The 26,566-nt window shown below is 73.3% G+C and carries 28 protein-coding genes and 3 tRNA genes; 23 read left to right on the top strand and 8 right to left on the bottom strand.

The genetic code is table 11. The annotated features are described in order from the left end of the window. Positions 1-56: 56 nt before the first annotated feature. On the top strand, positions 57-989 hold the full coding sequence (locus IFT72_RS01420; RefSeq protein ID WP_185231768.1) for an aldo/keto reductase: 933 nt from the start codon (positions 57-59) through the stop codon (positions 987-989). On the opposite strand, the gene IFT72_RS01425 is transcribed toward IFT72_RS01420, so the two are convergent. After that, entirely contained in the window at positions 986-1,585 is a 600-nt protein-coding gene (locus IFT72_RS01425; RefSeq protein ID WP_192045374.1) for a 2'-5' RNA ligase family protein, read from the bottom strand. The two genes, IFT72_RS01420 and IFT72_RS01425, sit on opposite strands and share 4 nt — an antisense overlap. A gap of 125 nt (positions 1,586-1,710) precedes the next feature. Here IFT72_RS01425 and IFT72_RS01430 point away from each other — a divergent pair. From IFT72_RS01430 to IFT72_RS01450, 5 genes are all read left to right on the top strand, one after another. Further along, positions 1,711-1,785 (top strand) — tRNA-Thr (locus tag IFT72_RS01430). A 31-nt stretch (positions 1,786-1,816) separates the two neighbouring features. Continuing rightward, positions 1,817-1,890, top strand: a tRNA-Met gene (locus tag IFT72_RS01435). Positions 1,891-2,084: 194 nt separating this feature from the next. Continuing rightward, a complete protein-coding gene (locus IFT72_RS01440; RefSeq protein WP_192045375.1) occupies positions 2,085-3,338 on the top strand; it encodes a type III polyketide synthase in 1,254 nt (417 codons plus the stop codon). Continuing rightward, the gene (locus IFT72_RS01445; RefSeq protein ID WP_371741132.1) at positions 3,335-4,096 is read left to right on the top strand and encodes a methyltransferase domain-containing protein; all 762 of its coding nucleotides are present in this window, start codon (positions 3,335-3,337) and stop codon (positions 4,094-4,096) included. The genes IFT72_RS01440 and IFT72_RS01445 overlap by 4 nt, the downstream gene beginning before the upstream one ends. Then, positions 4,093-5,253 carry an FAD-dependent monooxygenase gene (locus IFT72_RS01450; protein ID WP_192045376.1) on the top strand — a complete coding sequence of 387 codons (1,161 nt, stop codon included), beginning with the start codon at positions 4,093-4,095 and terminating at the stop codon, positions 5,251-5,253. Before IFT72_RS01445 ends, IFT72_RS01450 begins: the two co-directional genes overlap by 4 nt. A 106-nt stretch (positions 5,254-5,359) precedes the next feature. Here the strand turns inward: IFT72_RS01450 and IFT72_RS01455 are convergent, their stop codons facing one another. Next, complete coding sequence (locus IFT72_RS01455) at positions 5,360-6,205, bottom strand: UbiA family prenyltransferase (protein WP_192045377.1); 846 nt, start codon at positions 6,203-6,205, stop codon at positions 5,360-5,362. Between the two features lie 137 nt (positions 6,206-6,342). Next, on the bottom strand, positions 6,343-6,552 hold the full coding sequence (locus IFT72_RS15830) for a DUF3072 domain-containing protein (RefSeq protein WP_056055668.1): 210 nt from the start codon (positions 6,550-6,552) through the stop codon (positions 6,343-6,345). A gap of 255 nt (positions 6,553-6,807) precedes the next feature. On the opposite strand from IFT72_RS15830, the gene IFT72_RS01465 reads away from it, so the two are divergent. Genes IFT72_RS01465 through IFT72_RS01475 form a run of 3 tightly spaced genes read left to right on the top strand, consistent with a single transcriptional unit; the run spans position 6,808 to position 8,773 of the window. Continuing rightward, entirely contained in the window at positions 6,808-7,257 is a 450-nt protein-coding gene (locus IFT72_RS01465) for a MaoC family dehydratase N-terminal domain-containing protein (RefSeq protein WP_185231778.1), read from the top strand. Beyond that, complete coding sequence (locus IFT72_RS01470; RefSeq protein WP_185231780.1) at positions 7,254-7,685, top strand: MaoC/PaaZ C-terminal domain-containing protein; 432 nt, start codon at positions 7,254-7,256, stop codon at positions 7,683-7,685. Before IFT72_RS01465 ends, IFT72_RS01470 begins: the two co-directional genes overlap by 4 nt. Beyond that, positions 7,682-8,773 (top strand): UDP-N-acetylmuramate dehydrogenase, encoded by a 1,092-nt coding sequence (locus tag IFT72_RS01475; RefSeq protein ID WP_371741133.1) that lies wholly within the window; start codon positions 7,682-7,684, stop codon positions 8,771-8,773. Before IFT72_RS01470 ends, IFT72_RS01475 begins: the two co-directional genes overlap by 4 nt. Before the next feature lie 74 nt (positions 8,774-8,847). Here IFT72_RS01475 and IFT72_RS01480 read toward each other — a convergent pair whose 3' ends face one another. After that, complete coding sequence (locus IFT72_RS01480; protein WP_192045378.1) at positions 8,848-10,050, bottom strand: aminotransferase class I/II-fold pyridoxal phosphate-dependent enzyme; 1,203 nt, start codon at positions 10,048-10,050, stop codon at positions 8,848-8,850. Between the two features lie 156 nt (positions 10,051-10,206). Between IFT72_RS01480 and IFT72_RS01485 the strand changes: the two genes are divergently transcribed. The 6 genes from IFT72_RS01485 to IFT72_RS01510 all read left to right on the top strand — a co-directional run bounded on the left by IFT72_RS01485 (position 10,207) and on the right by IFT72_RS01510 (position 13,944). After that, positions 10,207-10,279: transfer RNA gene (locus IFT72_RS01485), tRNA-Trp, on the top strand. Between the two features lie 136 nt (positions 10,280-10,415). After that, positions 10,416-10,697, top strand: a complete 282-nt coding sequence (secE, locus tag IFT72_RS01490; protein WP_056053021.1) for a preprotein translocase subunit SecE — start codon at positions 10,416-10,418, stop codon at positions 10,695-10,697. An 86-nt stretch (positions 10,698-10,783) separates the two neighbouring features. Continuing rightward, entirely contained in the window at positions 10,784-11,872 is a 1,089-nt protein-coding gene (nusG, locus tag IFT72_RS01495) for a transcription termination/antitermination protein NusG (protein ID WP_056053024.1), read from the top strand. 178 nt (positions 11,873-12,050) lie between these two features. Continuing rightward, positions 12,051-12,482, top strand: coding sequence for a 50S ribosomal protein L11 (rplK, locus tag IFT72_RS01500; RefSeq protein ID WP_056053026.1), 432 nt, complete (start codon positions 12,051-12,053; stop codon positions 12,480-12,482). A 100-nt stretch (positions 12,483-12,582) separates the two neighbouring features. Beyond that, on the top strand, positions 12,583-13,272 hold the full coding sequence (gene rplA, locus IFT72_RS01505; RefSeq protein WP_043592944.1) for a 50S ribosomal protein L1: 690 nt from the start codon (positions 12,583-12,585) through the stop codon (positions 13,270-13,272). A gap of 135 nt (positions 13,273-13,407) precedes the next feature. Further along, positions 13,408-13,944, top strand: a complete 537-nt coding sequence (locus IFT72_RS01510) for a GNAT family N-acetyltransferase (protein WP_192045379.1) — start codon at positions 13,408-13,410, stop codon at positions 13,942-13,944. Positions 13,945-13,961: 17 nt separating this feature from the next. On the opposite strand, the gene IFT72_RS01515 is transcribed toward IFT72_RS01510, so the two are convergent. The 4 genes from IFT72_RS01515 to IFT72_RS01530 form a co-directional block, all read right to left on the bottom strand. Further along, a complete protein-coding gene (locus IFT72_RS01515) occupies positions 13,962-14,402 on the bottom strand; it encodes a hypothetical protein (RefSeq protein ID WP_192045380.1) in 441 nt (146 codons plus the stop codon). A 166-nt stretch (positions 14,403-14,568) separates the two neighbouring features. Further along, positions 14,569-15,534 carry an NADP-dependent oxidoreductase gene (locus IFT72_RS01520; RefSeq protein WP_056053033.1) on the bottom strand — a complete coding sequence of 322 codons (966 nt, stop codon included), beginning with the start codon at positions 15,532-15,534 and terminating at the stop codon, positions 14,569-14,571. 157 nt (positions 15,535-15,691) lie between these two features. After that, on the bottom strand, positions 15,692-16,396 hold the full coding sequence (locus IFT72_RS01525; RefSeq protein ID WP_235491144.1) for a YqaJ viral recombinase family protein: 705 nt from the start codon (positions 16,394-16,396) through the stop codon (positions 15,692-15,694). A gap of 88 nt (positions 16,397-16,484) precedes the next feature. Further along, positions 16,485-17,675, bottom strand: a complete 1,191-nt coding sequence (locus tag IFT72_RS01530) for an ROK family transcriptional regulator (protein ID WP_192045381.1) — start codon at positions 17,673-17,675, stop codon at positions 16,485-16,487. A 174-nt stretch (positions 17,676-17,849) separates the two neighbouring features. Here IFT72_RS01530 and IFT72_RS01535 point away from each other — a divergent pair, with 174 nt between their 5' ends. The 8 genes from IFT72_RS01535 to IFT72_RS01570 all read left to right on the top strand — a co-directional run bounded on the left by IFT72_RS01535 (position 17,850) and on the right by IFT72_RS01570 (position 26,457). Continuing rightward, entirely contained in the window at positions 17,850-18,587 is a 738-nt protein-coding gene (locus tag IFT72_RS01535) for a sugar phosphate isomerase/epimerase (protein WP_255465284.1), read from the top strand. Continuing rightward, on the top strand, positions 18,584-19,738 hold the full coding sequence (locus IFT72_RS01540; protein WP_056053041.1) for a Gfo/Idh/MocA family protein: 1,155 nt from the start codon (positions 18,584-18,586) through the stop codon (positions 19,736-19,738). The genes IFT72_RS01535 and IFT72_RS01540 overlap by 4 nt, the downstream gene beginning before the upstream one ends. Before the next feature lie 181 nt (positions 19,739-19,919). Further along, positions 19,920-21,251, top strand: a complete 1,332-nt coding sequence (locus IFT72_RS01545; protein WP_056053044.1) for an extracellular solute-binding protein — start codon at positions 19,920-19,922, stop codon at positions 21,249-21,251. A gap of 77 nt (positions 21,252-21,328) precedes the next feature. Beyond that, a complete protein-coding gene (locus IFT72_RS01550) occupies positions 21,329-22,327 on the top strand; it encodes a carbohydrate ABC transporter permease (protein ID WP_082514255.1) in 999 nt (332 codons plus the stop codon). Next, positions 22,320-23,159, top strand: coding sequence for a carbohydrate ABC transporter permease (locus tag IFT72_RS01555; protein WP_056053048.1), 840 nt, complete (start codon positions 22,320-22,322; stop codon positions 23,157-23,159). Before IFT72_RS01550 ends, IFT72_RS01555 begins: the two co-directional genes overlap by 8 nt. Positions 23,160-23,218: 59 nt before the next feature. Next, positions 23,219-24,325 (top strand): Gfo/Idh/MocA family protein, encoded by a 1,107-nt coding sequence (locus tag IFT72_RS01560; protein ID WP_371741196.1) that lies wholly within the window; start codon positions 23,219-23,221, stop codon positions 24,323-24,325. Positions 24,326-24,462: 137 nt separating this feature from the next. Continuing rightward, on the top strand, positions 24,463-25,476 hold the full coding sequence (locus tag IFT72_RS01565; protein ID WP_056053051.1) for a sugar phosphate isomerase/epimerase: 1,014 nt from the start codon (positions 24,463-24,465) through the stop codon (positions 25,474-25,476). A 15-nt stretch (positions 25,477-25,491) separates the two neighbouring features. Then, positions 25,492-26,457 carry a PD40 domain-containing protein gene (locus IFT72_RS01570; protein WP_192045382.1) on the top strand — a complete coding sequence of 322 codons (966 nt, stop codon included), beginning with the start codon at positions 25,492-25,494 and terminating at the stop codon, positions 26,455-26,457. The last annotated feature ends 109 nt before the right edge of the window (positions 26,458-26,566 follow it).

Genomic DNA, 26,566 nt, shown 5'->3' on the forward strand with positions numbered 1-26,566 from the left:
TCACGACCCCGAACGGAGCGCTCCTGGACGCCTCGACCACCCCCGTCGCCGACGCCGTGTTCCCCGACGGCGACGGCTTCCCCCTCGCCCTCGGCACCAACGTGTTCGGCTGGACGGTCGGGGCCCCCACCGCGCTCGAGGTGCTCGACGTCTTCGCGGGCGACGGCGGGCGCCTGATCGACACGGCCGACGTCTACTCGGCCTGGCTGCCCGGCAACTCCGGCGGCGAGTCGGAGGCCATCATCGGCCGCTGGCTGGCGCGCCCCGGCAACCGCGAGAAGGTCGTCATCAGCACCAAGTGCGGCCAGCACCCCGACGCTCCCGGGCTCGGCCGGGCGAGCATCCGCCGGGCCGTCGAGGCGTCGCTCCTCCGTCTGCGCACGGACCACATCGACCTCTACGCGACGCACTTCGACGACGACGAGACCCCCCTGGAGGAGACCGTCGGGGCGCTCAGCGAGCTCGTCGACGAGGGCAAGATCCGCTGGCCCGCCGCCTCGAACTACACCGGCGCCCGGCTGCGCCAGGCGCTCGCCATCGCCGACCGCGACGGGCTCCACCCGTTCGCCGCCGTCCAGGCCGCCTACAACCTCGTCCGCCGCGGCGACTACGAGTCGGACGTCGCGCCGATCGTCGACCACTTCGGCCTGGCCGTCCTGCCGCACTCGTCGCTCGCGAGCGGGTTCCTCACCGGCAAGTACCGCGGCGACGCGGGCCGCGGCGACTCGCCCCGGGGCGGCCGGGCGATGAGCTACGTCACCCCGCAGAACCAGGGCACCGTCGAGGTGCTCGTCGAGATCGCCGAGCGCCAGGGCGTCCAGCCCGGAGCCGTGGCCATCGCGTGGCTCGCCAGCCGCCAGAACGTCATCGGCGCGCTCGCCAGCGCCCGCACGGTGATCCAGCTGGAGGGCCTGCTCGAGTCCGCCGACGTCGAGCTCACGGCCGACGACCTCGCGAGCCTCGAGCTCGTCTCCACCCCGCTCGACTAGCGGGCGGGGCCCAGCGCGACCACGGCCCTGCGGTCGCTGTCCCAGCGGCGCATCGCGGCCAGCAAGGTCGTCGAGGAGTCGCGGGCGGGGTCGCCGCCGACCCGCGCCTCCTCGACGGTGGCTGTCTCGCGTGCCGACGCAGCGTCGGCCAGCGCCTCCAGCGCGGTCGCCACCCCGGCCGGGGTGAGACGTCGGGCCAGGGCGACGTGCGGCGTCCACGCGTCGGGCCGCGTGTGCTCGACGGTCTCGTCGCTGCCCCGGCCGCGCCCGACCAGGTCGTGGACGGCGCGGTGCAGCCCGAGGAGGCGGTCGGTCGGCACGACGGACCGCACCAGGACGAGCCCCCGCCGCCCGGTGCCGAAGACCAGGGGAGCGCCCAGCTCGACGGGCAACGGGAGGGTCGCGGCCGCCAGCTCGCGGAGCGCGGCGTCGGCCTCGTCGTCGAGGGCGGGCCGGGCGAGCAGCGTCACGTGCGGGGCGTTGGTCTCGCCCGTGTGCTCGCCGAGCGACGGCAGTCCCGCCGCGGAGAGCAGGGCCCACTCGGCGCGCACGGCGTCGTCGGCGGCGGGATCGAGCAGGACCTCGAGGCTGTGCATGACCCGATCCTGGCCTCGCCCGCCGACACCCGGACGGTGTCGTCACGGTGTGCACGAGAGCTCCCGTGTTCTGCTAAAGTCGTCAGGTGCCGATCGGCAGCAGCTCGTCTGCGGCCCGGTCTCACGCCCCGATAGCTCAGTGGTAGAGCACTTCCATGGTAAGGAAGGGGTCGTCAGTTCAAACCTGACTCGGGGCTCCAGCTGGTCACGCCCACCGTGGCGACAGCTTGCGGCGGGGTAGCTCAGTTGGTTAGAGCACACGGCTCATAATCGTGGTGTCGCGGGTTCGAGTCCCGCCCTCGCTACCGCAGTTCTTCTCGAGAGGTCATCCTCCGCCGCCTCACCTCGGCGGCGTCACCTCGACACCGTCTCCTCGACACCGTCTCCTCGTGTCGGCAGGTGCCGCGAGCTCCGTCGGCCCGCTGCACAGTCGCGCCTCCGACGGCAAGCCCTGCGCCCGCCCGGGCCGACGCTCGGGGCCCCGGGCATACCATGACGCATGCCCGTGAGCATCCGAAGCATCGGAACAGCCCTGCCCCCGACCGTCATCGACCAGCCCCACATCCGCGACGTCTTCCGGTCGCAGCCCGACCTCGGCAGGCTCGCTCCGCGGCTCATCGGGGCCGTCTTCGACGGTGCCGCCATCGACACCCGGCACACCGTCATCGCCGAGCTCGGCGCCGAGCCCACCGGCGTGGGCGGGGCGCCCGACGCCGCCCCGCTCTCGGCCGACGGCGGTCCCGACGACGACGCCGCGACTCCCACGTTCTACGACCGGGCCGAGGGCCGCATCCTCCGCCCGACGACGGGAACGCGCAACGACGTGTACGTGGCCGAGAGCCCCGACCTCTTCGCCCGGGCCGCCGAGGAGGCGCTGGCCGGCGCCGCGGGGATCACCGCGGCCGACGTCACCCACGTCGTGACCGTCTCGTGCACCGGCTTCTTCGCGCCCGGGCCCGACTACCTGCTGGTGCGCCGCCTCGGCCTGCCGGCGACGACGCGGCGGCTGCACATCGGCTTCATGGGCTGCTACGGAGCGTTCCCGGCCCTGCGGTCGGCCCGCGACACCTGCCTGGCCGACCCGGACGCCGTCGTCCTCGTCGTCTGCGCCGAGCTCTGCACCCTCCACCTCCGCAGCAGCGACGACCCCGACGCGATCATCGCCTCCTCCGTCTTCGCCGACGGCGCGGCGGCCGCGGTCGTGACGGCGCGCCCGGCTCCGGCCGGCGAGACGGTGCTCGACCTCGACGTGCTCGAGACGGTGCTGACCCCGGTGGGGGAGGACGACATGGCCTGGAGCATCGGCGACCAGGGCTTCGACATGGTGCTCAGCAGCTACGTGCCGCACATCGTCGAGGAGAACATCGACGACGCGCTCGTGCCGTTGCTCGCCGCGGAGGGCGTCCGCGTCGGCGACGTGACGCGCTGGGCGGTGCACCCGGGCGGGCGGAGCATCCTCGACCGCGTGCAGCAGCGGCTCGGCCTCAGCGACCCGCAGATGGCGCCGTCGCGCGAGGTGCTGCGCACGCGGGGCAACATGTCGAGCGCGACGGTGCTGTTCATCCTGCGCGAGCACCTGGTGCCCGACGCCGTGCCCGTCGCCGCTGCCGTCGACGTGGGCCTCGCCGGGGGCGCTGCCGCTCCGACCGGCGCTGCGGACGTCGCGCCTGCCCGGGAACGCGTCTGCGCCATGGCGTTCGGCCCCGGCCTCACCGTCGAGACGAGCCTGCTCACGCGTCGGGTCGCGGCGTGACGTCGCTCCTGCCCGACCTGCGCGGGCGGGCGGAGCACCTCGCCGAGCTGATGGACGACCCCGACTGCGACCCCGAGGCCCTTCGGCGCACCTACGCGGTCTTCCCTCTCGTCAACGGGCTCGTGGCCGGCTGGCGGCGGGCCTGGACGGAGCGCCTCCGGCCCCTCGTGGCCTCGTCCGACGCCCCGACCACCCTCCTCGACCTCGGCTCGGGCGGCGGCGACCTCGCGAGGGCGCTGGCGCGGTGGGCCGAGCGTGACGGGCTCGCGCTGCACGTCACGGCGGTCGACCCCGACGAGCGGGCCCACGACTTCGCGTCGGCCCGGCCCCGACGCGGGGTCGACTACCGACGGGCCTCGAGCGCCGACCTGGTGGCGGCGGGCGAGACCTTCGACGTCGTCGTGTCGAACCACGTCCTGCACCACCTCGACGACGCCGCCCGCACGGCCGTCCTCTCCGACAGCGAGCGGCTGGCCCGGCGGCTCGCCCTGCACAGCGACATCCGACGCTCGCGGGCGGCCTACGCCGCCTACGCGGTCGGGACCCTGCCGCTGGCGGGGTCGTCGTTCGTCCGGGTCGACGGCCTCCGCTCGATCCGCCGCAGCTGGCGCGTCGACGAGCTCCGCGCCGTGGCGCCGCCGCGGTGGCGCGTGCTGGCCCGGCCGCCGATGCGGGTCTGGCTGACCTGGGAGCCGCTCCGCGCCTCCTCGGAGCCGGGGGGAGTCGCGGGTCGGGCGGCCGCGGAGGTCGCCTCGTGATCACGCACGACGTCGTGGTCGTCGGCGGCGGGCCCGTCGGGGTGCACGCCGCTGCCCTCTTCGCGCACCTCGGCCTCGATGTCGCCGTCTGGGAGCGCCGCACCGACGAGCCGCAGCTCTCGCGCGCGATCGGCGTCCACCCGCCGTCGCTCGACGCCCTGGCCGCCGTCGGCGCCGCCGAGGAGCTCGTGGAGTCGGCCGTGCGCATCCGCCGCGGCGTCGCCCGGAGCGCCGGCCGCACGCTCGGCACCGTCGACTTCGACCGCCGGCCGGGAGCGCGCTGGCCCTTCGTCGCCGCCGTGCCCCAGCACCGCACCGAGGCCGTGCTGCGCGCCCGTCTCGAGGCGCTGGCCCCCGGGGCGCTGCGCCGGGGCGTGAGCCTCACCGGCCTCGTCGAGGAGGGCGAACGGGTCGTGCTGACCGGCGAGGGCCCGTCGGGGCCGGTCGAGCTCGCCGCGCGCTTCGTCGTCGCCGCGGACGGCTCGCGGAGCGGCGTCCGTGACCTGCTGCACGTCGACGCGCCCGTCCGCCGCTACCGCGACCGCTTCGTGATGGGCGACTTCGCCGACGAGACCGGTGACGGTGCCGACGCCGTCGTGAACGTCGAGGGCGACGGCGTGGTCGAGTCGTTCCCGTTGCCGGGCGGCGTGCGCCGCTTCGTGGTGTCGCTGCCCGAGGGCGGGCCCGCCGGCCCCGACGTCGACGAGGTCGCCGGCCTCGTCCGGCGCCGCACGGGCCTCCGCGTCGACGCCGCCTCGTCGACCATGCTGAGCGCGTTCTCGGTGCAGCGGCGGCTGGCCGCGCGCACCGCGGTCGGGCGCGTCCTGCTGATCGGCGACGCCGCCCACGAGATCAGCCCCATCGGCGGGCAGGGCATGAACCTCGGCTGGCTCGACGCCGTGGCCTGGGCCCCCGTGCTCTCGCGGGCGCTCCGGACCGCGGGCGGTCGTCGACACGACCCGGGCGCGTTCGGCGCCGTCGAGGCGTCCCGGCGACGCGCCGCCCTCCGGGCCGCCCGTCAGGCCGAGCTCAACATGGCGCTCGGCCGACCGGCGGGCCCCGCCGCCCTGGCCGTGCGTCGCGCGGGGCTCACGGTAGCCCTCCGGTCGCCGGCCTCGCGCCTCCTCGCCGACACCTATGCGATGCGCTTCGCCTGATCGGTCACGGGCGCCCGTCCGGCGCCGGAGGCCGGGCCGGGGCCGTGGCCGGGCCGGGGCCGGGGCCGTGCCGGTTCCGGGTCGGGGGCCGGAGCTGCGGCGCGGCTCAGGCGACGATCGCCGCGCCGCTCAGGGCGAGCTGCCCGACGAGCACGAGGGCGGCCACGATGATCAGCCGGAAGAGCAGGCGCGTGTCGCCGCCCCGCACGACGACGACCGTGCCCGCGGCGGCGATGCCGAGCACGACGACGAAGCCGAGCACGGCCACGACGGGGCCGGCGGCCGTGGCCCCGCTGCCGAGCTGGCCCGCGAGGGTGAGGCAGGCCGCGACCGCGAGGGCGGCGAAGGCGACCACCCCGGCGGGCAGGCGGCCGAGGCGGTGCGGCAGGCCCGCCACCCCGGTGGCCGCGTCGTCGCCGAGGTCGGGCAGCACGTTGGTGAAGTGGATGGCGACGCCGAAGACGGCCCCGACCCCGAGGGCCCAGGCCGCGGGAGGCGCGGGAGGCGTGAGCGCGAGGGTCACCACCGCGGGCAGCAGCCCGAAGCTCACCACGAACGGGACGACGGAGGCGGCGGTGCGCTTCAGCCCGAGGTTGTAGGCCCAGCCGGAGGCGACGAGCACGAGGTGGGCGAGGCCCGCGGGCACCGAGAGGAGGAACGGGGCGGCGACGCCGACGACGAGGGACACGACCGCGGCCGCGCCGACCACGCCGGGGGAGACCTGGCCCAGGGCGAGGGGCTTGTCGGCCCGGCCGACGCTGCGGTCTCGGTCGAGGTCGACGAGGTCGTTCGAGAGCCCGATCGAGACCTGGCCCGCCAGCACGGCGACGGTCACCACGACGAGGGCCCCTGCCTCGAGCGAGACGGCCAGGCCGAGCACCAGGCTGAGGAGCGTGACGGTCGCCGTGGGGCCGGGGTGGGTGCTGCGCACCAGCGCGGAGACTGTCGACATCGGACCCAGCCTGGCAGAGGTCGGGCCGGTCGGCCCGACGGGTGAGGCCTGGGGGCCCGACGTGCGGGGCCGGGGGGCCCGACGGGCTGAACGGGGGTGACCCCTGGCCCCACGGGCCCGGGGTCACCCGGTGGGGATCAGGCCCCGCGACCGGTCTTCTGCTGCAGGCGGTCGATGTTCTCGCTGGCCTCGGCCTTCGTCATGTCGGCCGGGAGCTCCTCGCCGGCCTCGCGGGCCAGCGTGTCGAGGTAGCTCGCCTGCGGGCCGGTGATGGGCTCGTCGCCGGTGACCCACTGCTCAGGGTCCTTCGAGGCGGTGTTGGAGGAGTCGGGGCGCTCGCCGCCCAGGGTGGCGCCGGCGGGCGGGGTGCCCTGCGACTGGTCGGAGCCCTCGGCGGGGCCGGGGGCAGCGTTCTCGTCGGCCTCGGGGGCCGCGGGATCGACGGGCGTGATGTCGGGATCGATGTTGGCGTCGCTCATGGGGAGAACGTACGCCGCCCCTCCGACAAAAGCCCCGCTCCCTCCTGGGACGAAAGGCCTCCGCCCTCCCTGGACGAAGGGCCTCCGCCCTCCCCGGACGACGGCCCTGGCTAGACTCGACGGGTGCCAGTGAACCCCGAGCTCCGAGGGCGGGTCTTCCCGCCGACCGCCCCGTACCTCGTCGGCCGTGAGAAGGTGCGCGAGTTCGCGCGCGCCACCGCGTCCACGAGCCCGCTCTCGCTCGACGTCGAGGCGGCCCGCGCCGCCGGCCACGCCGACCTCGTCGCCCCGCCCACCTTCCCCGTCGTCGTGCAGGAGGCCACGCTCGCGCAGCTGCTGGCCGAGCCGGGCGCCGGCATCGACTTCTCCCGCGTGGTGCACGGCGAGCAGCGCTTCAGCTACTCGCGACCGGTCGTCGCCGGCGACGAGCTCACGGCCACCCTCACGGTGACCGGCGTCAAGACCCTCGGCGGCAACGCGATGGTCACGGCGTCGTCCGCCATGGTCGACCAGACCGGCGCGCACGTCGTGACCGCCGTCTCCACCCTCGTGGTCCGGGGGGACGACGCGTGAGCGCCCTGCAGGTCGGCCTCGTGGTCGCCGAGAAGTCCTACGCGGTCTCCCGCGACTCCCTCGTCCGCTACGCCGGCGCCTCCGGCGACTTCAACCCCATCCACTACCGCGACGACGTCGCGGAGTCGGTCGGCCTGCCGGGCGTGCTCGCCCACGGCATGCTGACGATGGGCACCGCCGTGCAGCCCGTCGTGGAGTGGCTCGACGGTGCGGGCGACGACGCCGGCGTGCTGGGCTGGGTCAGCGACTACCAGGTGCGCTTCACGCGACCCGTCGTCGTCGACCCCGCCGACGGAGCAGAGATCACGGTCACGGCCACGGTCGGCGCGCTGGACGCCGAGGCCGGCACCGCGCGCATCGACCTCCGGGTGTCGTCCGCGGGCCAGACCGTGCTCGGCAAGGCCCAGGTCGTGGTGACGCTGGCGTGACCTCCCTCGCCGACCTGACCACGATGCGCGTCGGCGGCGAGCCGACCCGGCTCGTCGAGGCCGCCACGACCGACGAGCTGGTCGAGCTCGCCCGGGAGGTCACGGCCGACGGCGACGACTGGTTCGTGCTCGGCGGCGGCTCGAACACCCTGGCCGCCGACGAGGGCTTCGACGGCACCGTGCTCCGGGTCGCCACCCGGGGAGTCGAGCGCCTCGACGACGTCGACGGCCGCGTGCGCCTCCGCGTCGCGGCGGGCGAGCCGTGGGAGGACCTCGTCGCCCACACCGTCGACCAGGGCTGGTCGGGCTTCGAGGCCCTCAGCGGCATCCCGGGCTCGACGGGCGCCTCGCCGATCCAGAACATCGGGGCCTACGGCCAGGAGGTCGCCCAGACGCTCGTCTCGGTCGACTTCCTCGACGCCGAGACGGGCGAGTTCGTCCGCGTCCCGGCCGCGAACCTGGGGCTCGGCTACCGCACGAGCGTGTTCAAGCGCGGTCGACGCGGCGTCGTGACCGCGGTCGAGTTCGCCCTCGTCGACGACGGCGGCACCAGCGCCCAGGTCTCGTACCCGCAGCTGGCGACCGCGCTCGGCGTGGGGCTGGGCGACCGGGTGCCGGTCGCCGACGTGCGGGCGAGCGTGCTGGCCCTCCGCGCCTCCAAGGGCATGGTGCTCGACCCCGCCGACGCCGACGCGACCTCGTGCGGGTCGTTCTTCACGAACCCGATCGTTCCGCGTCAGGTCGCCGCGGCGCTGCCGTCGGCGGCGCCGCGCTGGCCCGTCGACCCGGAGCCGGAGGCGCGGGTCGTCCCCCTGGGCGACGCGCCCGCACCGCCGCCCCCTCCGTCGTCGGGCCTGGTGAAGCTCAGCGCCGCCTGGCTGATCGAGCAGGCCGGGATCGGCCGGGGGTTCCGGCTGCCGGGCTCCGGCGCGGCGATCTCGTCGAAGCACACGCTCGCCCTGACGAACCGGGGGAGCGCCACCGCGGCGGACGTCGCCGAGCTGGCGCGCTTCGTGCAGCAGCGCGTCTCGGCCGAGTTCGGGGTCGTGCTGCACCCCGAGCCCGTGCTGCTCGGCCTCTCGCTCTAGGTCGGCCCGGCCGAGGCCTGCCCGGGCCGGAGCCGGCCGACCCGGTCGGCCCCGGCCCCCGGCCCCCGGCCCACCTAGGAGAACAGGCGCTGGAGGCGCTGGACGCCCTCGAGGAGCTGGTCGTCGCCGAGGGCGTACGACAGGCGGAGGTAGCCGCTCGGGCCGAAGGCCTCGCCGGGCACCGTGGCCACGTCGGCGTGCTCGAGGATGAGGTCGGCGAGCTCGAGCGACGTCGTCGGGGTGCTGCCGGCCCACTCGCGGCCGAGGAGGCCCCGCACGTCGGGGTAGACGTAGAAGGCGCCCTGCGGCGTCGGGGTGACGATGCCGTCGACGGCGTTCAGCTCGCGGACGATCACGGCCCGGCGGGCGTCGAAGGCGAGGCGCATGGCCTCGACGTCGTCCTGCGGGCCCGTCAGGGCCGCGAGGGCAGCGCGCTGGGAGACGTTGGAGACGTTGGAGGTCAGGTGCGACTGGAGGTTCGACGCTCCGGCGACCACGTCGGCGGGCCCGACCATCCAGCCCACCCGCCAGCCGGTCATGGCGTAGGTCTTCGCTACGCCGTTGACGAGGATCGTCTGGTCGGCGACCTCGGGCACGGCGGCGGTGATCGAGACGGCCTCGACGCCGTCGTAGGTGAGGTCCTGGTAGATCTCGTCGCTGATGACCCAGACGCCGGCCTCGACGGCCCAGCGGCCGATGGCGGCCACCTCGTCGGGCGTGTACACCGACCCGGTGGGGTTGGAGGGGGAGCAGAACAGCAGGACCTTCGTCCGGCTCGTCCGCGCGGCCTCGAGCTGGTCGACCGTGACCTTGTACTGCTGGTCGGCGCCCGCGAAGACCTCGACGGTGACGCCGCCCGCGAGCTTCACGGCCTCGGGGTACGTCGTCCAGTACGGCGAGGGGAGGAGGACCTCGTCGCCCTCGTCGAGGAGCGCGGCGAAGGCCTGGTAGACGGCCTGCTTGCCGCCGTTGGTGACGACGACCTGGCTCGCCGTGACCGCCGTGCCGCTGTCGCGGAGGGTCTTCTCGACGATCGCCTCACGCAGCTCGGGGAGGCCGGCCCCGGCGGTGTAGCGGTGGTTGCGCGGGTCACGGGCGGCCGCGACCGCCGCCTCGACGATGTGGTCGGGGGTCGGGAAGTTGGGCTCGCCCGGGCCGTAGCTGATGATCGGCCGGCCCTCGGCCAGCAGGGCCTTGGCCTTGGCGTCGACCGCGAGCGTCGCGGACGGGGCGATGGAGGCGATGCGGGACGAGAGGCGGCGCGCTGGCGTGGTCACGGGGGTCAGCCTAGCTGCGGCGGCCCCGGAGGCGGCAGGGCCTCCGCCCGTCGGCTTTGCACCGCGGTCGGGGTTCGCCTACACTTGCCGAGGCGCCGACGAGCGCGGAGTTCCTGCGCGCCTCACGGTGTCGCCGGGCCCTGATCGTCAGCCCGAAGGGCGGTGGCTCAATTGGTAGAGCAGCGGTCTCCAAAACCGCAGGTTGCAGGTTCGAGTCCTGTCCGCCCTGCAGCCCGGCCGGGTCGTCGCGACCGACACTAGTCAGAGCGGCGGCCCGGGACACCGGACGACCGTCCGGTCCCCGGACGACTGTCCGTCCATCGGACACCAGGCCCCGCGGGCCGAGCTCGGAAGGTACCCAGACAGTGGCGAGAAAAGACCTCGACGTCCCCAGTGAGGACGTCGTCGAGAAGGCGAAGAACGACGTCGCCGTCCGGCGCAGCCCCTTCGCGCGCATCGCGCTGTTCATCCGTCAGGTGATCGGTGAGCTGAAGAAGGTCGTCACCCCGACCCGCAGAGAACTCCTGAGCTACACGGGCGTCGTGCTCGTCTTCGTCGTCATCATGATGGCCCTGGTCACCGGCCTGGACTCCCTCTTCGGCCTCGCCGTCGGGTACGTCTTCGGCAACGGCCCGACCGGCAGCTGACACGACACCGCGCGGTCCCCTCGACCGCGCCGCGCGGCCGCCGCGGCGGTCGCCAGCCCGACACCCCACGAACGGAAGAAGAACCCTTGCCTGAGAACGAGCGCGACGACATCGACCTGGCCCCCGCCGCCGAGCAGTCCTCGGAGGTCGGCGAGACCCAGGAGGGCGACGTCCTCGACGTCGACACCGACGGCGACGCGGGCTCGGCCGAGGAGAGCGCGATCTCGATCGTCGACGAGGGCGACGAGGGCACCGACGACTCGGGCGACCTCGACGAGCTGCTCGACACCCTGGCCGAGGCGTCCGACCCCGAGGCCGACGCCGTCGTCGACGACGCGCTCGACATCGACGACGCCGCCGAGGCGGAGGCCGCCGTCGAGGCGACCGACGACGAGGCCGACAGCGAGGCGGAGGAGCTGGCCGCCGAGGGCGACGCCAGCGGCGCGGACGCCGTCATCGCCGAGGCCGAGCAGTCCGTCCAGGACGCCGACGCCGAGGCCGCCTTCGACGACGTCGCCGTCGACGTCGAGTCGGAGGAGGTCGACGACGAGGCCGAGGTCGACCCGTACGAGGCGTTCCGCTACGACCTGCGCGGCAAGCCCGGCAAGTGGTACGTCATCCACAGCTACGCGGGCTTCGAGCGCCGCGTGAAGCAGAACATCGAGAACCGCATGGTCTCCATGACCATGGAGGACTACATCTACCAGGTCGAGGTCCCGATGGAGGACGTCGTCGAGATCAAGAACGGGCAGCGCAAGCTGGTCACCCGCGTGCGGATCCCCGGCTACGTGCTCGTCCGCATGGACCTCAACGAGGACTCCTGGTCGGTCGTCCGCCACACCCCCGGCGTCACCGGCTTCGTGGGCAACGCCCACAACCCGACGCCCCTCCGCTTCGAGGAGGCCTTCAACATGCTGAAGAGCCTCGTGCAGGTGCAGGAGGCGGCCCCGACCGCGAAGGGCGGCGCCAAGGGCAAGCAGACCCAGCGCGTCATCCCCGCCGAGGTCGACTTCGAGATCGGCGAGACGATCACGATCAAGGAGGGCTCGTTCGCGGGCCTCCCCGGCACGATCAACGAGATCAAGCCCGAGAGCGGCAAGCTCACCGTGCTCGTCTCGCTCTTCGAGCGCGAGACCCCGGTCGAGCTCAGCTTCGACCAGGTCACCAAGCTCTAGCACCGCGTCGCCCGTCGGGGGTGTGATCCACGCCCTCGTCCAGTACGCTGTGTCGAGTGCAGGCCTCGTCCGCACCTCCCCCCAGTCTTGACACCTCACCGGAGTCCGTCCCCACGGGCCACCGGGAGAGCCAGCGGCAGCCGCCGTCGGCTCGAACCCCAGAAGAAGGAAAAGAACAATGGCACCGAAAAAGAAGGTCACGGGTCTGATCAAGCTTCAGATCAACGCCGGCGCCGCGAACCCCGCCCCGCCCATCGGGCCGGCCCTGGGTCAGCACGGCGTGAACATCATGGAGTTCTGCAAGGCCTACAACGCCGCGACCGAGTCGCAGCGCGGCAACGTCGTGCCGGTCGAGATCACGGTCTACGAAGACCGCTCGTTCACGTTCGTCCTGAAGACCCCGCCCGCCGCCGAGCTCATCAAGAAGGCTGCCGGCGTCGCCAAGGGCTCCTCGACCCCGCACACCGCCAAGGTCGGCACGCTGACCATGGAGCAGGTCCGCGAGATCGCCACGACGAAGCAGGCCGACCTGAACGCCAACGACATCGACGCCGCGGCGAAGATCATCGCCGGCACCGCCCGCTCCATGGGCATCACGGTCGACGCCTAAGCAGCACCCCTCCGTGCAGGCGACCCGCCTGCACGACCCAGACACCAGTGGGAGAGCCGGCCAGGCTCGCTACCACGTCCCCAGTACGAAGAGGTCCAACATGGCTCAGAAGTCCAAGGCGTACCGCGCCGCTGCCGAGAAGATCGAGGCAGGCAAGTTCTACAGCACCAGCGAGGCCGTCGCGGTCGCCCGCGAGACCGGCTCGAAGAAGTTCGACTCGACCGTCGAGGTCGCGCTCAAGCTCGGCGTCGACCCCCGCAAGGCGGACCAGATGGTGCGCGGCACCGTCATCCTCCCGCACGGCACGGGCAAGACCGCCCGCGTCATCGTCTTCGCGACGGGTGCCGCCGCTGAGGCCGCCATCGCGGCCGGTGCCGACGAGGTCGGCGGCGACGAGCTCATCGAGAAGGTCGCCGGCGGCTACACGTCGTTCGACTCGGCCGTCTCGACGCCCGAGCTCATGGGCAAGGTCGGCCGTCTCGGAAAGGTGCTCGGCCCCCGCGGCCTCATGCCCAACCCGAAGACCGGCACCGTGACCCCGAACGTCGCGCAGGCCGTCAACGACATCAAGGGCGGAAAGATCGAGTTCCGTGTCGACAAGCACAGCAACGTGCACTTCGTCATCGGCAAGGCCGGCTTCTCGGAAGAGCAGCTGAACACCAACCTCGACGCCGCCCTCGAAGAGGTCGTCCGTCTCAAGCCGTCCTCCTCCAAGGGCCGCTACATCACCAAGGGCACGCTGTCGACGACCTTCGGTCCCGGCATCCCCCTCGACATCAACGTCTTCTAGGTCTCACCGACCCAGAGCGCAGCGTCGCCCGAAGGCCGTCCCACTCTCGAGTGGGGCGGCCTTCGTCGTGCCCGTCGACATGTTCTGGGGCATGCCTGGTCAGGGCAGGAGGCGCGGGTGCGGCACCATGGGCAGATGACCGTCATCGTCCGCCCCGCCATGCCCGCCGACTCCGCCCTTCTCGCCGAGGTGGCGGCGGTGACCTTCCCCCTGGCCTGCCCGCCCGGCTCGTCGTTGACGGACATCGCGCGCGTCGTGACGACGACCCTGTCGGAGGACGCCTTCTCGCGGTACCTCGCGGACGACTCCCGGACGGTGCTGCTGGCCGTGGACCCGGCCACGACGGGCGCCCTGGGCTACAGCATGCTCGTGGCCGGCGACCCCGCCGACGCCGACGTCGCCGCGGCCGTGTCGTCCCGGCCGACGGTGGAGCTGAGCAAGTTCTACGTCATGCCCCAGGGGCACGGGACGGGCGCGGCGTCGACCCTGATGGCCGCGACCGTCGACGCGGCCGGCGCGACGGGCGCCTCCTCGGTGTGGCTCGGCGTCAACCAGCAGAACGACCGTGCACTGCGCTTCTACGCCAAGCACGGCCTGGAGCGCGTCGGCACCCGCACCTTCGCCCTCGGCGACGACCCGCAGGCCGACTTCGTGCTCGAGCGTCGCCTCTAGCGGCCGCGCCGGCCCGGCTACGCCGCGGGCGATGCCGACGTCATCGCCTCGAGCACGGTGCGGCTCAGTTCGTCAGCACGGTCGGTGCGGATGACCCGCCGTCGCCCGTCGGCGAGGGTCAGCCACACGGCCGGGCCCGCCGACCACAGGACGAACTGGTCGCGACCGACGATCCGCCAGCCGATCCCCGCGGCACTGCGCGCGCTCAGGTCGGCGACCTCCACGTCCGTGACGTCCTTGAGCCGGACGTGCATCACGCGGAGAGGCTCGAGACGAGCGTCGAGGTGAGTGTCGCCGAGGGAGATCGTGATGCGCCGGAGGATCATGACGGCCGCCGCACCGAGAGCGACCAGGTGCTCCACCCCGAACACCAGGAACAGCCAGACGGGGACGTCCTCGGCCGGGAGCATGACACGGACCGACACCGCGGTGGTGAGCACGACGATTGCCAGCGTCAACGCTCCGGCGACTGACAACCACCTCGGGCCTGCGATCGTGTCGCTGAACCCTTCTCGCTGCGCCATGGTCAGCCAACATATCAGTCAGTGGTGGCGGAGTGCCTCTTCGGGACGTGCCCGCGCCCGCCCAGCCGGTCCGCGCGGTGACGGGCGCGTCGGCGGTGCGTCACTCGTCGGCGACGCGGAGGACGAGCTTGCCGCGCGTGTGGCAGCGCTCAAGCCGGGTGTGGGCGTCGGCCGCCTCGTCGAGGTCGTAGACATCGTCGACGTAGACGCGCAGGTCGCCCGAGTCGAGCAGCCGGGCGATGACCGAGAGGGTCGCGGCGTCGGGGCTCACGGCGAAGCCGGTGGTCCGGACGCCGGCGGCCTCGGCCGCGACGGAGGCCCCGGCGAAGGAGGCGGTGGGGGCGTGCACGACGACGCCGCCGGGCCGCAGCACGCGCAGGCTGGCCTCGGCCACCGCGACGTCGTCCACGAGGGTGACCACGACGTCGACGTCGCGCACCGTCCGCTCGAGGTCGACGGCGTCGTAGTCGACGACCTCGGCGGCCCCGAGCTCGCGGAGCCAGCCCGCGTTCCGCTGCGAGCCGGTCGCGACGACGTGCGCCCCGAAGTAGGCGGCGATCTGGACGGCGAAGTGGCCCACGCCCCCGGCCCCCGCGTGCACGAGGATGCGCTGGCCCTCGTGGGCCTTGGCGACGTCGACCACCATGCCCCAGGCGGTGAGGGCGGCCAGCGGCACGCCCGCGGCCTCGACGTGCGAGAGCGTCGCGGGCTTCCGCGCGACGGACGACGACGGCACGCTGACGTACTCGGCGTAGCTCCCGCCGGCGCGGGGGAAGGGCGCCATGCCGTAGACGGCGTCGCCCACGTGGAGCGCGTGCGCCGCGTACGGCACCTCGACGACGACGCCGCTGAAGTCGTGCCCGAGCACGGCCGGGAACACCGGGACGCCGGCGCTGTCGCCCAGGCCGGCCCGCGCCTCCGCGTCCACCCGGTTGACCCCGGCGGCGAGCACCCGCACCAGCACCTCCGAGCCGACCCGCGTCGGCACGGGCACCTCCGCCGCGACGAGCTGCTCAGGCCCGCCCGTCCGCTCGATGACCATGGCCCGCATCGTCGTGTGCGTCATCGCACCCTCCCTGTCGTCGCGGAGCGCTCGGTGACGAGCAGGCTCCCTGCACGACCCATCAGACAGGGCGGATGGGTCGGTCGTGTTTCGGCCGCGTCACGGGGGCGGAAAACCTCGCCGCGGTCGAGGGGGAGGGCAGCGGGTCAGCGCGAGCGGATCAGCGCAGCGGGTCGTAGGGCGGCGGCTCGTAGGCCCGCACGCCCGGGGCGAACGGGTCGACGGGCGCCTGACGCGCCAGGGTGTCGAGCACGGTGTCGGCGAGGCCCACGAGGCGGTGGATCTCGTCGTCGTCACGATCGACCCACCGGCACATCGGCACGGCGTCGAGCGGCACGAAGTCGACGTGCTGCTCCCAGACGACGAGCGTGCGCTCCGCCCCGAGCACGTACTGCTGCCAGAACACCTGGCGGAGGTACGAGCGGGGGATGCTCGTCCACGCCTTCTTCGTCGTCTTGATCTCGCAGAGCTCCACCGCGCCGTCGGCCCGGACGGCCACGCCGTCGGGGGTGGCGAGGTGGCGCGGCCGGTCGGCGGCGTGGAAGAGCTTCGAGCTCGGGGCGATGCGGTGCTCCGCGAGCACCCAGCGCGCGATCTCGGGCTCCCGGGCCCGGCCGTGGTCGGTGTAGGCGTTGCCGCCGAAGCCGTTGCCGTAGAGCTTGTCGAGCACCACGGCCTGCACGGCCCGCGGGCTCGAGAGCCGCGCGACGTCGGTCGCGGTGATGCCGCGGCTCCGGGCCCGGAGCCACGCGATGCGGTCGCTCGAGTCGGCGAGCACGCGCTGCTCGTGGGCGGGGCGTGCCGGAGGCGCGGGCGGGGTCGGTTCGTCGTCCCACAGGGAGAGCATGGGCTGGACGATCGACATGCCTCCATGCTCTCACCGGACCGGCGGCGGGCGCGACACCGCGCCTCCTCGTGTCTCGACGTCGTGCGACGCCGGCGGGGCGACCGGCCTAGACGGCGGCGGCCAGCTCGTCGATGGCGGCGGGGGAGAGCGCGTGGTGGATGGCGAGCATGCTCGCCCCGATGATCGCGGCGCGGTCGCCGGCCCGCGACTGCACGATGCTGAGGTGCTCGGTGGCGAGGGGCATCGAGCGCGAGTAGACGACCTCGCGGACCCCGGCGATGAGGTGCTCGCCGGCCTGGGCCATCGAGCCGCCGATGGCGATCACCGACGGGTTGATGAGGTTGACGCACGCCGTCAGCACCTCGCCGAGGTCGCGCCCGGCCTGGCGGACGGCCATGATCGCGTCGAGGTCGCCGGCGCGCACGAGGTCGATGACCTCCTTGCCGCCCGGCACGTCGCGGCCGGTGCGGCGCAGCGAGGCGGCGATGGCGGGGCCGGAGGCGACGGCCTCCAGGCAGCCGACGTTTCCGCAGTGGCAGGGGATGCCCGCGCCCCCCGGGATCTGCACGTGGCCGATGTCGCCGGCGATGCCCTGGGCGCCCCGCTGCAGGCGCCCGCTCGAGATGATGCCCGAGCCGATGCCCGTGGCGACCTTGACGAAGAGGAAGTGGTCGGTGCCGGGGAAGGCGTGGCTCCGCTCGCCGAGGGCCATGATGTTGACGTCGTTGTCGACGAGCACGGGCACGTCGAGGTGGCGTCGCACCCAGCCGGGCACGTCGAACCCGTCCCAGCCGGGCATGATCGGCGGGTTGACCGGGCGGCCGGTGCTGAACTGCACGGGGCCGGGCAGGCCGATGCCGACGCCGATCAGGTCGTCGCGGCTCCGGCCGAGGTCGGCGAGCAGGGCATCCGCCTCGGCGACCATCGTCGTCAGGACGGCCTCCGGCCCGTCGGCGATGGCGAGCTCGACGTGGCGGCTGAGCAGCACCTCGCCCATCAGGTCGGTGAGGGCCGTCGTGAGGTGCCCGGCGCCGAAGTCGGCGCCCAGCACGACGCGGGCCGACGGGATCATCGCGACGCGCGACGGCGGGCGACCGCCGGTCGAGACGGCGTCGGCGAAGGGGCCGACGAGTCCGAGGGCGCTCAGCGCGTCGAGCCGGAGCCCGACCGTCGACCGGGCGAGACCGGTCATGGCCGCGAGCTCGGCCCGGGTGCGCGGCCTGCCGTCGCGCAGCAGCTGGAAGAGCTCGCTGGCTCCCGTGCTGCCGAGGGCGGACGGCCGCGTCGTGTCGGACATGAAGGCAGTAAAGCACAGGCCCCGACGACGTTCGAGACAAGGGTGGCGATGATTCGTCGACTTTTGCTTGCGCTCCGACAGAAGTGGTCCTATCGTCGGTCTCGATCAGCGGTGATCGACCCCCGTCGGGGGGTGGACCACCCGCATCCACCTACTCGAAGAGGAGTCTCCCAGGTGACATCACCGATCTCGGTCCAGCTCTACACGGTGCGGGACGCCATCGCGGCCGACCTGCCCGGCACCCTCCGCCGCCTCGCCGACATCGGCTTCACGCAGGTCGAGCCCTGGGGCTTCGTCGAGCGCGTCGACGAGTACGCCGAGGCGCTGCCGGCGGCCGGGCTGACCGCGCCGAGCGCCCACGCCAAGCTCGTCGGCCAGGACCTCGAGCCGATCTTCGCCGCGGCCGTCCGCCTCGGCGTCGGCACGGTCATCGACCCGCACGTCGACGAGACCCGGTGGATCACCCGCGAGGACGTCGAGTCGGTCGCCGCCGACCTGGGGCGCATCGCCGAGCAGGCCGCCGAGCACGGGCTCACGGTCGGCTACCACAACCACGCCTTCGAGCTGGAGAACACCATCGACGGCACCCCCGCCCTCGAGGTCCTCGCCGCGGCCCTGCCCCCGACCGTCGTGCTCGAGATCGACACCTACTGGGTCGAGGTCGGCGGCGTCGGCGCGGCCGAGCTCCTCGCCCGCCTGGGCGACCAGGTCCAGTTCCTCCACGTGAAGGACGGCCCCCTGACGAAGGACGACTCCGAACAGGTCGCCGTCGGCCGCGGCAGCATGCCCGTCCGCGACATCCTGCGCGCGGCGCCGCAGGCCCTCGCCGTCGTCGAGCTCGACGACCACGCGGGCGACGTCTTCACCGCCCTCACCGACAGCTTCGAGTACCTCCAGGGAGTCCGCGCATGACCGACACCACCACGGCCGACCGGGCCACCGCCTCCTCGTCCGGAGCCCCGCGCACGGGGCCGGTCGGCGTCGGCGTCGTCGGCGCCGGCGTGATCAGCGACCAGTACCTCGGCAACCTCACGCAGTTCCCCGACCTCCGGGTGCTGTTCATCGCCGACATCGACGAGGAGCGCGCCGCGGCCCAGGCCGAGAAGTGGGGCGTGCCCGGCAGCGGCTCGGTCGCCGAGCTGCTCGCCCACGACGACGTCGAGATCGTCGTCAACCTGACCATCCCGGCCGCCCACGTCGAAGTCGCCCTCGCCGCCGTCGCCGCCGGCAAGCACGTCTGGGGCGAGAAGCCCTACGCGCTCGACCGCGAGAGCGGGCAGCGACTGCTCGCGGCCGCCCAGGAGGCGGGGGTCCGGGTGGCCGTCGCCCCCGACACCTTCCTCGGCGCGGGCCTGCAGACGGCGCTCCGCGTCGTGCGCCAGGGCGACATCGGCGCCCCGCTGACCGGACTCGCGCTCTTCCAGGTGCCCGGCCCCGAGTCGTGGCACCCGAGCCCGGAGTTCCTCTTCGCGCACGGCGCCGGCCCGATGTTCGACGTCGGCCCGTACTACCTCACGACCCTCGTGCAGGTCTTCGGCCCCGTGGCGAAGGTCACCGCGACGTCGTCGAAGGCCCGCGAGACCCGCGTCATCGGCTCGGGCCCGAAGGCCGGGACGGAGTTCCCGGTGGAGGTGCCGACGCACGTCAGCGCCCTGCTCCAGTTCGAGAGCGGCGCCAGCGCGCAGGCCGTCTTCAGCTTCGACTCGAAGCTCGCCCGCGCCGGCTTCGTCGAGATCGCCGGGACGGAGGGCACCGCGGTGTTCCCCGACCCGAACATGTTCGACGGCGACACGCTGGTGCACACGGGCGGCGACGAGCCGACCGTCGTGCCGGCGTCGGGGTCGACCTTCACCCGGGGCACCGGCGTCGCCGAGCTCGCCCAGGCCATCCGCGGCGGCCGTCGCGAGCGGGTGCCCGGCGAGCTCGCGTTCCACGTGCTCGACGTCATGGTCTCGCTCGCCGAGTCGGCGGAGCGCGACGAGAGCGTCGTCGTGGCGTCGTCGCTCGAGCCGACGCCCGAGCTGCCCGAGGACTGGGACCCGTCGGTCGCCACCCTCAGCTAGTCGTCGACGGGCCGGCGTCGACGACGAGGCCGGCCCGTCGCGGGGGCACCCGCCCCCACCCCTCACCAGCCCACCACCGAGACAGCACCACCCGCAGCACAGCACCACCGCACCACCCCGAACACAGCACTTCCCCCACTCGATGAAGAGACCTCTCGAAGAAGAGACACCAGGAGAAGACATGAACACGAAGAAGTTCCGCTGGGTCGCCGCCCTCGCCGTCGGCGTCGTGGCAGCCGGGTCGATGACCGCCTGCTCCGCCGACGGCGGCAGCGACGGCGGCGACGAGACCATCACGTACTGGGCCAGCAACCAGGCACCGACCGTCGAGCGCGACGCCGAGGTGCTTCAGGAGTCGATCGACCGGTACACGGAGGAGACCGGGGTGAAGGTCGACCTCGAGGTCATCCCGTGGTCCGACCTCTACAACCGCATCCTCACCGCCGTCTCTAGCGGCGAGGGCCCCGACGTGCTCAACATCGGCAACACCTGGGCGGTGTCGCTGCAGTCCAGCGGCGCGTTCGTGCCCTGGGAGGGTGACGCCCTCGAGGCCATCGGCGGCCAGGACCGCTTCGTGCAGTCCAGCTTCGCGACCGGCGGTGCCGAGGGCCAGGCCCCGACCTCCGTGCCGCTCTACGGCCTCGCGTACTCGCTGTACTACAACACGGCCATGTTCGAGGCCGCCGGCATCACCGAGCCGCCCGCCACCTGGGACGAGTTCGTGGAGGACGCCAAGAAGCTGACGATCGACACCGACGGCGACGGGCAGATCGACCAGTGGGGCGTCACGATGGCGGGCTCGAGCATCTCGAACAACGCCCACCAGGCGTTCGTCCGCGGCCTGCAGAACGGCGGCGAGCTGTACAACGAGGACGGCGAGCCCGACTTCGGCAACGACGGCGTCGTCGCCGGCGTCAAGGAGTGGGTCGACCTGATGGCCGTCGACAAGGTCGTCTCGCCCTCCGACGCGGAGAGCGTCAACGGCTCCGACATGGCGGCGACCTTCGCCGACGGCCAGGCCGCGATGTTCTTCGACCAGGCCCCGACCGACAACCTCAAGAGCCGTGACTTCACCGACTACGCGGCCGCTCCGGTGCCGATGGAGTCCGCCGACGCCACCGGCCTCGAGGGCACGCAGAGCCACGTCGCCGGCATCAACATCAGCGTCTTCGAGAACAGCGGCAACAAGGACGCCGCGATCGACTTCGTGAAGCACCTGACGAGCGACGACGAGCAGAAGTACCTCAACGAGTCGTTCGGCGCACTGCCCGTCGTCACGGCGGCGTACGACGACCCGGCGTTCCAGTCGGAGGCCATCAAGCTGAAGCAGGTCACGCTCGCCGACCACGCCCAGCCGATGCCCCTCTACCCCTCTGAAGGACAGATGGAGACCCTCGTCGGCACGGCGATCAAGGACCTCCTCGCGTCTGCAGCCCAGGGCGAGTCGGTCAGCGAGGACGACGTCAAGTCGGCCCTCGAGGACGCGGCCAGCCAGATGAGCTCGGGTCAGTAGCCCGTCCCACCGCCGCGCGCCGGGGCGGCCGGTCACCACGACCGGCCGCCCCGGCACCCGCACCCGAGAGGACCCTCATGACCGTCAACCTGCTGCCGCCCGCCCCCGCCGAGGAGGCGACCCCGCCCGACCGACACCAGGCGGCGCCCCTCCAGCCCGCCCAGAAGCGCAAGGCGCACCGCTCGCCGCTCGCGTACTTCCTGGTCGCGCCCGCCGCCCTCGCCGAGCTGCTCGTCCACATCATCCCGATGGTGCTGGGCGTCTGGATCGCGTTCATCACGCTCAACCAGCTCAGCATCGCCAACTGGGTCAACGCGCCCTTCGTCGGCCTCCGCAACTTCGTCACGGCCCTCGACCCGAGCTCGCCGATCGCCGGCCAGCTCTACGGGGCCCTCGGCCGCACCCTGCTCTTCACCGTCATCGTCGTGGCCATCGCCTGGAGCATGGGCATGCTGGGAGCAGTGCTGCTCACCAGCTCGTTCAAGGGCCGCGGGATCCTCCGCACGCTCTTCCTCGTGCCCTACGCCCTGCCGTCCTACGTCGGGACGATCGCGTGGGCCTTCATGTTCAACCAGCGCGACGGGGCCATCAACCGGTTCCTGGTCGACGACCTGGGCATCCTCCAGGACCGCCCCTTCTGGCTGCTCGGCGGCAACTCGTTCTGGGCGATCGTCATCGTCACGGCCTGGCAGTTCTGGCCGTTCGCCTTCCTGATGCTCCTCGCCGCGCTGCAGAACATCCCGGGCGACGTCTACGAGGCCGCGAGCCTCGACGGCGCGAGCCTCTGGAAGCAGTTCACGCAGATCACGCTGCCCATGGTGAAGCCGGCCAACGCCGTGCTGCTGCTCATCATGAGCCTCTGGATCTTCAACCAGTTCAACGTGCCCTACGTGCTCTTCGGCCCGGCGTCGCCCGAGCAGGCGACGCTCATCTCGCCGCTGATCTACCAGCAGAGCTTCAACAACTGGAACTTCGGCCTCGGCGGCGCCATGAGCGTGATGCTCCTGATCGTCCTGCTGATCGCGTCGGCGTTCTACATCCGCATGGTTCTCCCGAAGGGACAGCACGATGATTGAGACCCGTGGCTTCAAGATCTTCCGGTTCTTCGGGCTGGCCTTCCTGTCGCTCGTCGTGGTCGTGCCGCTGTACGTGGTGCTGACGACGTCGATCAAGCCGCTCGCCGACGTCCAGGGGCTCTTCACCTGGATCCCGACGCGGGTCACGCTCGAGCCGTACGTGCAGATCTGGCAGACCGTGCCGCTGGCGTCGTACTTCAAGAACAGCCTCATCGTCACGGTCTCGGCGACGGTGCTCTCGGTGGCCATGGCGGTGCTGGCGGCCTACTCGCTGGCCCGCCTGCGCTTCCGCGGGCAGCGGAGCTTCAGCCTCGTGGTGCTGTCGACCCAGATGTTCCCCGGCATCCTGTTCCTGCTGCCGCTCTTCCTCATCTTCGTGCAGATCCAGCGCACGGTCGGGGTGCAGCTCACGGGCAGCTACCTCGGGCTGATCATCACCTACATGACGTTCAGCCTGCCGTTCTCGATCTGGATGCTGACGGGCTACTTCGCCTCCATCCCGAAGGAGCTCGAGGAGGCGTCGATGATCGACGGGACGGGCCGCCTCGGCGCGCTCTTCCGCGTCATCATCCCCGTCGCGAAGCCCGGCATCATCGCCGTCGCGGTCTACGCCTTCATCACGGCGTGGGGCGAGGTCCTCTTCGCCTCGGTGCTGACCAGCAAGGACACGCGGACCCTGTCGATCGGCCTCCGTGCGTACGCGTCGCAGCAGGACGTCTACTGGAACCAGCTGATGGCCGCGTCGGTGGTCGTCTCGCTGCCCGTGCTGATCGGCTTCATGCTCGTGCAGAAGCACCTGATCACGGGGCTCTCCTCGGGCGCGGTCAAGTGACCCGGCCGGGAGGCGCCGCCCCGGTCGTCACGGTCGGGGCGGCCCGCCCCGCCCCCGCCGTGGAGGCCGGAGGCGCCTCCCGGCCCGGGCACGTCCGCGTCGGCATCGTGGGCGGCGGCTTCATGGCGCGCGTCCACGCCGCCGCCGCCCGCACCGCCGGCGCCGAGGTCGTGGCCCTCGCGTCGTCGACCCCGGAGAGCGCCGCCCGCGCGGCGGCCTCGCTCCGCGTCGCCCGGGCGCACGCGTCGGTCGCCGACCTCGTCGACGACCCCGCCGTCGACGTCGTGCACGTCTGCTCGCCGAACGCCAGCCACGCCCCGGTCGCGCTCGCCGCGCTCCGGGCCGGCAAGCACGTCGTCTGCGAGAAGCCCCTCGCGACGACGAGTCAGGAGGGGGAGGCGCTGGTCGCCGCCGCCTCCGCCGCGGGCCGCGTCGCCGCGGTGCCCTTCGTCTACCGCTACCACCCGATGGTCCGGGAGGCGCGGGCCCGCATCGCCCGGGGAGACACCGGCCGGGTGCTCAGCGTCCGGGGGAGCTACCTGCAGGACTGGCTGCTCGAGAGCGACGACGTCGACTGGCGCGTCGATTCGGCCGCCGGGGGCCCGTCACGGGCCTTCGCCGACATCGGCAGCCACCTCGTCGACCTCCTCGAGTTCGTGCTCGGCGACGCTGGCCGCCTCGTGCGTCTGTCGTCGACGACCACGACCGTGCACCGCGAACGCGGCGGTCGGCCCGTCGACACCGAGGACGAGGCCGCCGTCGTCTTCGAGACCGTCGGGGGAGCCATCGGCACCCTCTTCGTGTCGCAGGTCGCGCCGGGGCGCAAGAACCGCCTCCTCATCGACGTCGCGGGCACGGTCGAGAGCCTCGAGTTCTCGCAGGAGGAGCCCGAGACATTGTGGGTCGGCCGGCGGCGCGGCACCGAGGTGCTGGCCCGCGACGCGGCGGCCCTGTCGCCCGACGCCGCGCGCCTGTCGATCGTGCCGGCGGGCCACCCGCTCGGCTACGTGGACGCCTTCGCGGCGTTCGTCGCGGACGTCTACGACGCGGTGGACGGCGGCGCGCCCGAGGGGCTGCCGACCTTCGACGACGGCCTCCGGGCGATCCGCGTCACCGAGGGCGTCCTGGCCGCCGCGGCCGGGCGTCGCTGGGTCGACGTGCCCTGACGGGGCCCCGCCCCCTGCCATGCTGGCGGGGACGCCGGGTCGGCACCCCCGCCTCCGTCCGCCCTGCACGACCCCGCCTCCGCACCGTCCGCACCACCCGCACCGCCGCACCGCCCGCCCCGCCCGGAGAGGACCCCATGAGCGAGAGCTCCCGCCCCGTCACCCTGTTCACCGGCCAGTGGGCCGACCTGCCCCTCGAGGAGGTCGCGGCGCTCGCCGCGGGCTGGGGTTACGACGGCCTCGAGATCGCGGCCTCGGGCGACCACCTCGACCTCGAGCGGGCCGACCAGGACGACGCCTACCTCCGCTCGCGCCTCGACGTGCTCGACCGCCACGGCCTGCGCGTGTGGGCGATCTCGAACCACCTCACGGGCCAGGCGGTCTGCGACGACCCGATCGACTTCCGCCACCAGGCGATCCTGCGGCCGTCGACCTGGGGCGACGGCGACCCGGAGGGCGTGCGGCAGCGCGCCGCGGAGGACATGAAGCGGGCGGCCCGCGTGGCCCGCAAGATGGGCGTCGACACCGTCGTCGGCTTCACCGGGTCGGCGATCTGGCCGTACGTCGCGATGTTCCCGCCCGTGCCCGCCAGCGTCATCGACGCCGGCTACGAGGACTTCGCCACGCGCTGGAACCCCATCCTCGACGTGTTCGACGCCGAGGGGGTGCGGTTCGCGCACGAGGTGCACCCGAGCGAGATCGCCTACGACCACTGGACGAGCGTGCGCACGCTCGAGGCCATCGAGCACCGCGAGGCGTTCGGCTTCAACTGGGACCCGTCGCACATGCTCTGGCAGGGCGTCGACGTCGTCGGCTTCATCACCGACTTCGCGTCGCGGATCTACCACGTCGACTGCAAGGACACGCGCGTGCGCCCCGCGTCGGGCCGCTCGGGCGTGCTCGGCTCCCACCTGCCGTGGGGCGACCCGCGCCGCGGCTGGGACTTCGTGTCGACCGGGCACGGCGACGTGCACTGGGAGGACGCCTTCCGCGCCCTCGACGCCGTCGGCTACGACGGCCCCATCTCGATCGAGTGGGAGGACGCCGGCATGGACCGCCTGCACGGCGCCCCGGAGGCCCTGGCCCACGTGCGCTCGCTGCTCTGGCCACGGCCCGCCGCCTCCTTCGACTCCGCGTTCTCGAACCAGTAGCAGGGAGACCGACCCGTGCCCCGACTCCTCCTCCCCGGTCAGACCAGCCGCCTCCTCGTCGTCGACGCCGTCACCGGCGAGGCCGAGGTCGCCTTCCGCAGCGGGCGCGTGCTCGTCGAGGCCCCGAACTGGAGCCCCGACGGCCGCTGGCTCGTCGTCAACGGCGACGGCCTGCTCTGGCGCCTGCCGGCCGACGCCCGCGACGCCGACGAGACCGACCTCGTGCCCGTGCCGCTCGGCGACGTGCCCGAGATCAACAACGACCACGTGATCGCGCCCGACCAGCGGACCGTCGTGGTGAGCGCGCGCGACGGGCACCTGTACGAGGTGCCGTGGGACGGGGTGGAGCCGGGCGGGAGCGCCCGTCGGGTGACGCGCGACCACCCTCCGGGCCGGAACCACAAGAACTACCTGCACGGCGTCTCGCCCGACGGCACGCAGCTCAGCGTGGTCGTCGGCGCCCTGCCGGCGCCGGTCGACGACCCGGACGGCGAGGAGGCGCGGGCCGGCTGGCGGACGGACGTGGCGCTGGTCTCCGTGGCCGACGGCACCGCGACCGCCGTCACCGCCGACGAGCACCCCGACGACGGCCCCGAGTTCTCGCCCGACGGCCGGTGGCTGTGGTGGAACTCGGAGCGCGCCTCCGGCGGCGTCGCCGGGCACGCCCAGCTCTTCCGGGCCGCGCCCGACGGCGGCGACCTCGTGCAGGTCACCCACGACGTGCGGGTGAACTGGTTCCCCCACCCCTCGCCGGACGGCCGCACGCTGCTCTGGCTGGCGTACGAGCCGGGCACCACCGGGCACCCGGCCGACCGCGACGTGGAGCTGCGGACGATGCCGCTCGGCGACGACGGGCTGCCGGTGCCGGGTGCCGAGCCGCGCACCCTGCGGGCGCTGCAGGGCGGCCAGGGCACGGTCAACGTGCCGTGCTGGGCGCCCGACTCGCGGCGCTTCGCCTGCGCGGACTACCCGCGGGGCTGAGCGGAGGGGCGGCGATCGTGGGCCGCGCGTCGGTGCCTCCCGGACGCGAACCCGGTGGGACCCCGGTGCGCCGCCGATGAGGCCCCTGTGAGCAGTGCACGGCTCACGC

The sequence above is a fragment of the Frigoribacterium sp. CFBP 8754 genome (assembly GCF_014841815.1).
Lineage (GTDB): Bacteria > Actinomycetota > Actinomycetes > Actinomycetales > Microbacteriaceae > Frigoribacterium > Frigoribacterium endophyticum.

What these genes read in the sequence shown, in the direction of transcription:
- IFT72_RS01425 (WP_192045374.1), bottom strand. Translation starts at nt 1,585, where the DNA reads ATGCACAGCCTCGAGGTCCTGCTCGATCCCGCCGCCGACGACGCCGTG.
- IFT72_RS01440 (WP_192045375.1), top strand. Translation starts at nt 2,085, where the DNA reads ATGCCCGTGAGCATCCGAAGCATCGGAACAGCCCTGCCCCCGACCGTC.
- IFT72_RS01455 (WP_192045377.1), bottom strand. Translation starts at nt 6,205, where the DNA reads ATGTCGACAGTCTCCGCGCTGGTGCGCAGCACCCACCCCGGCCCCACG.
- rplK (WP_056053026.1), top strand. Translation starts at nt 12,051, where the DNA reads ATGGCACCGAAAAAGAAGGTCACGGGTCTGATCAAGCTTCAGATCAAC.
- rplA (WP_043592944.1), top strand. Translation starts at nt 12,583, where the DNA reads ATGGCTCAGAAGTCCAAGGCGTACCGCGCCGCTGCCGAGAAGATCGAG.
- IFT72_RS01510 (WP_192045379.1), top strand. Translation starts at nt 13,408, where the DNA reads ATGACCGTCATCGTCCGCCCCGCCATGCCCGCCGACTCCGCCCTTCTC.
- IFT72_RS01520 (WP_056053033.1), bottom strand. Translation starts at nt 15,534, where the DNA reads ATGACGCACACGACGATGCGGGCCATGGTCATCGAGCGGACGGGCGGG.
- IFT72_RS01525 (WP_235491144.1), bottom strand. Translation starts at nt 16,396, where the DNA reads ATGTCGATCGTCCAGCCCATGCTCTCCCTGTGGGACGACGAACCGACC.
- IFT72_RS01530 (WP_192045381.1), bottom strand. Translation starts at nt 17,675, where the DNA reads ATGTCCGACACGACGCGGCCGTCCGCCCTCGGCAGCACGGGAGCCAGC.
- IFT72_RS01540 (WP_056053041.1), top strand. Translation starts at nt 18,584, where the DNA reads ATGACCGACACCACCACGGCCGACCGGGCCACCGCCTCCTCGTCCGGA.
- IFT72_RS01545 (WP_056053044.1), top strand. Translation starts at nt 19,920, where the DNA reads ATGAACACGAAGAAGTTCCGCTGGGTCGCCGCCCTCGCCGTCGGCGTC.
- IFT72_RS01550 (WP_082514255.1), top strand. Translation starts at nt 21,329, where the DNA reads ATGACCGTCAACCTGCTGCCGCCCGCCCCCGCCGAGGAGGCGACCCCG.
- IFT72_RS01555 (WP_056053048.1), top strand. Translation starts at nt 22,320, where the DNA reads ATGATTGAGACCCGTGGCTTCAAGATCTTCCGGTTCTTCGGGCTGGCC.
- IFT72_RS01565 (WP_056053051.1), top strand. Translation starts at nt 24,463, where the DNA reads ATGAGCGAGAGCTCCCGCCCCGTCACCCTGTTCACCGGCCAGTGGGCC.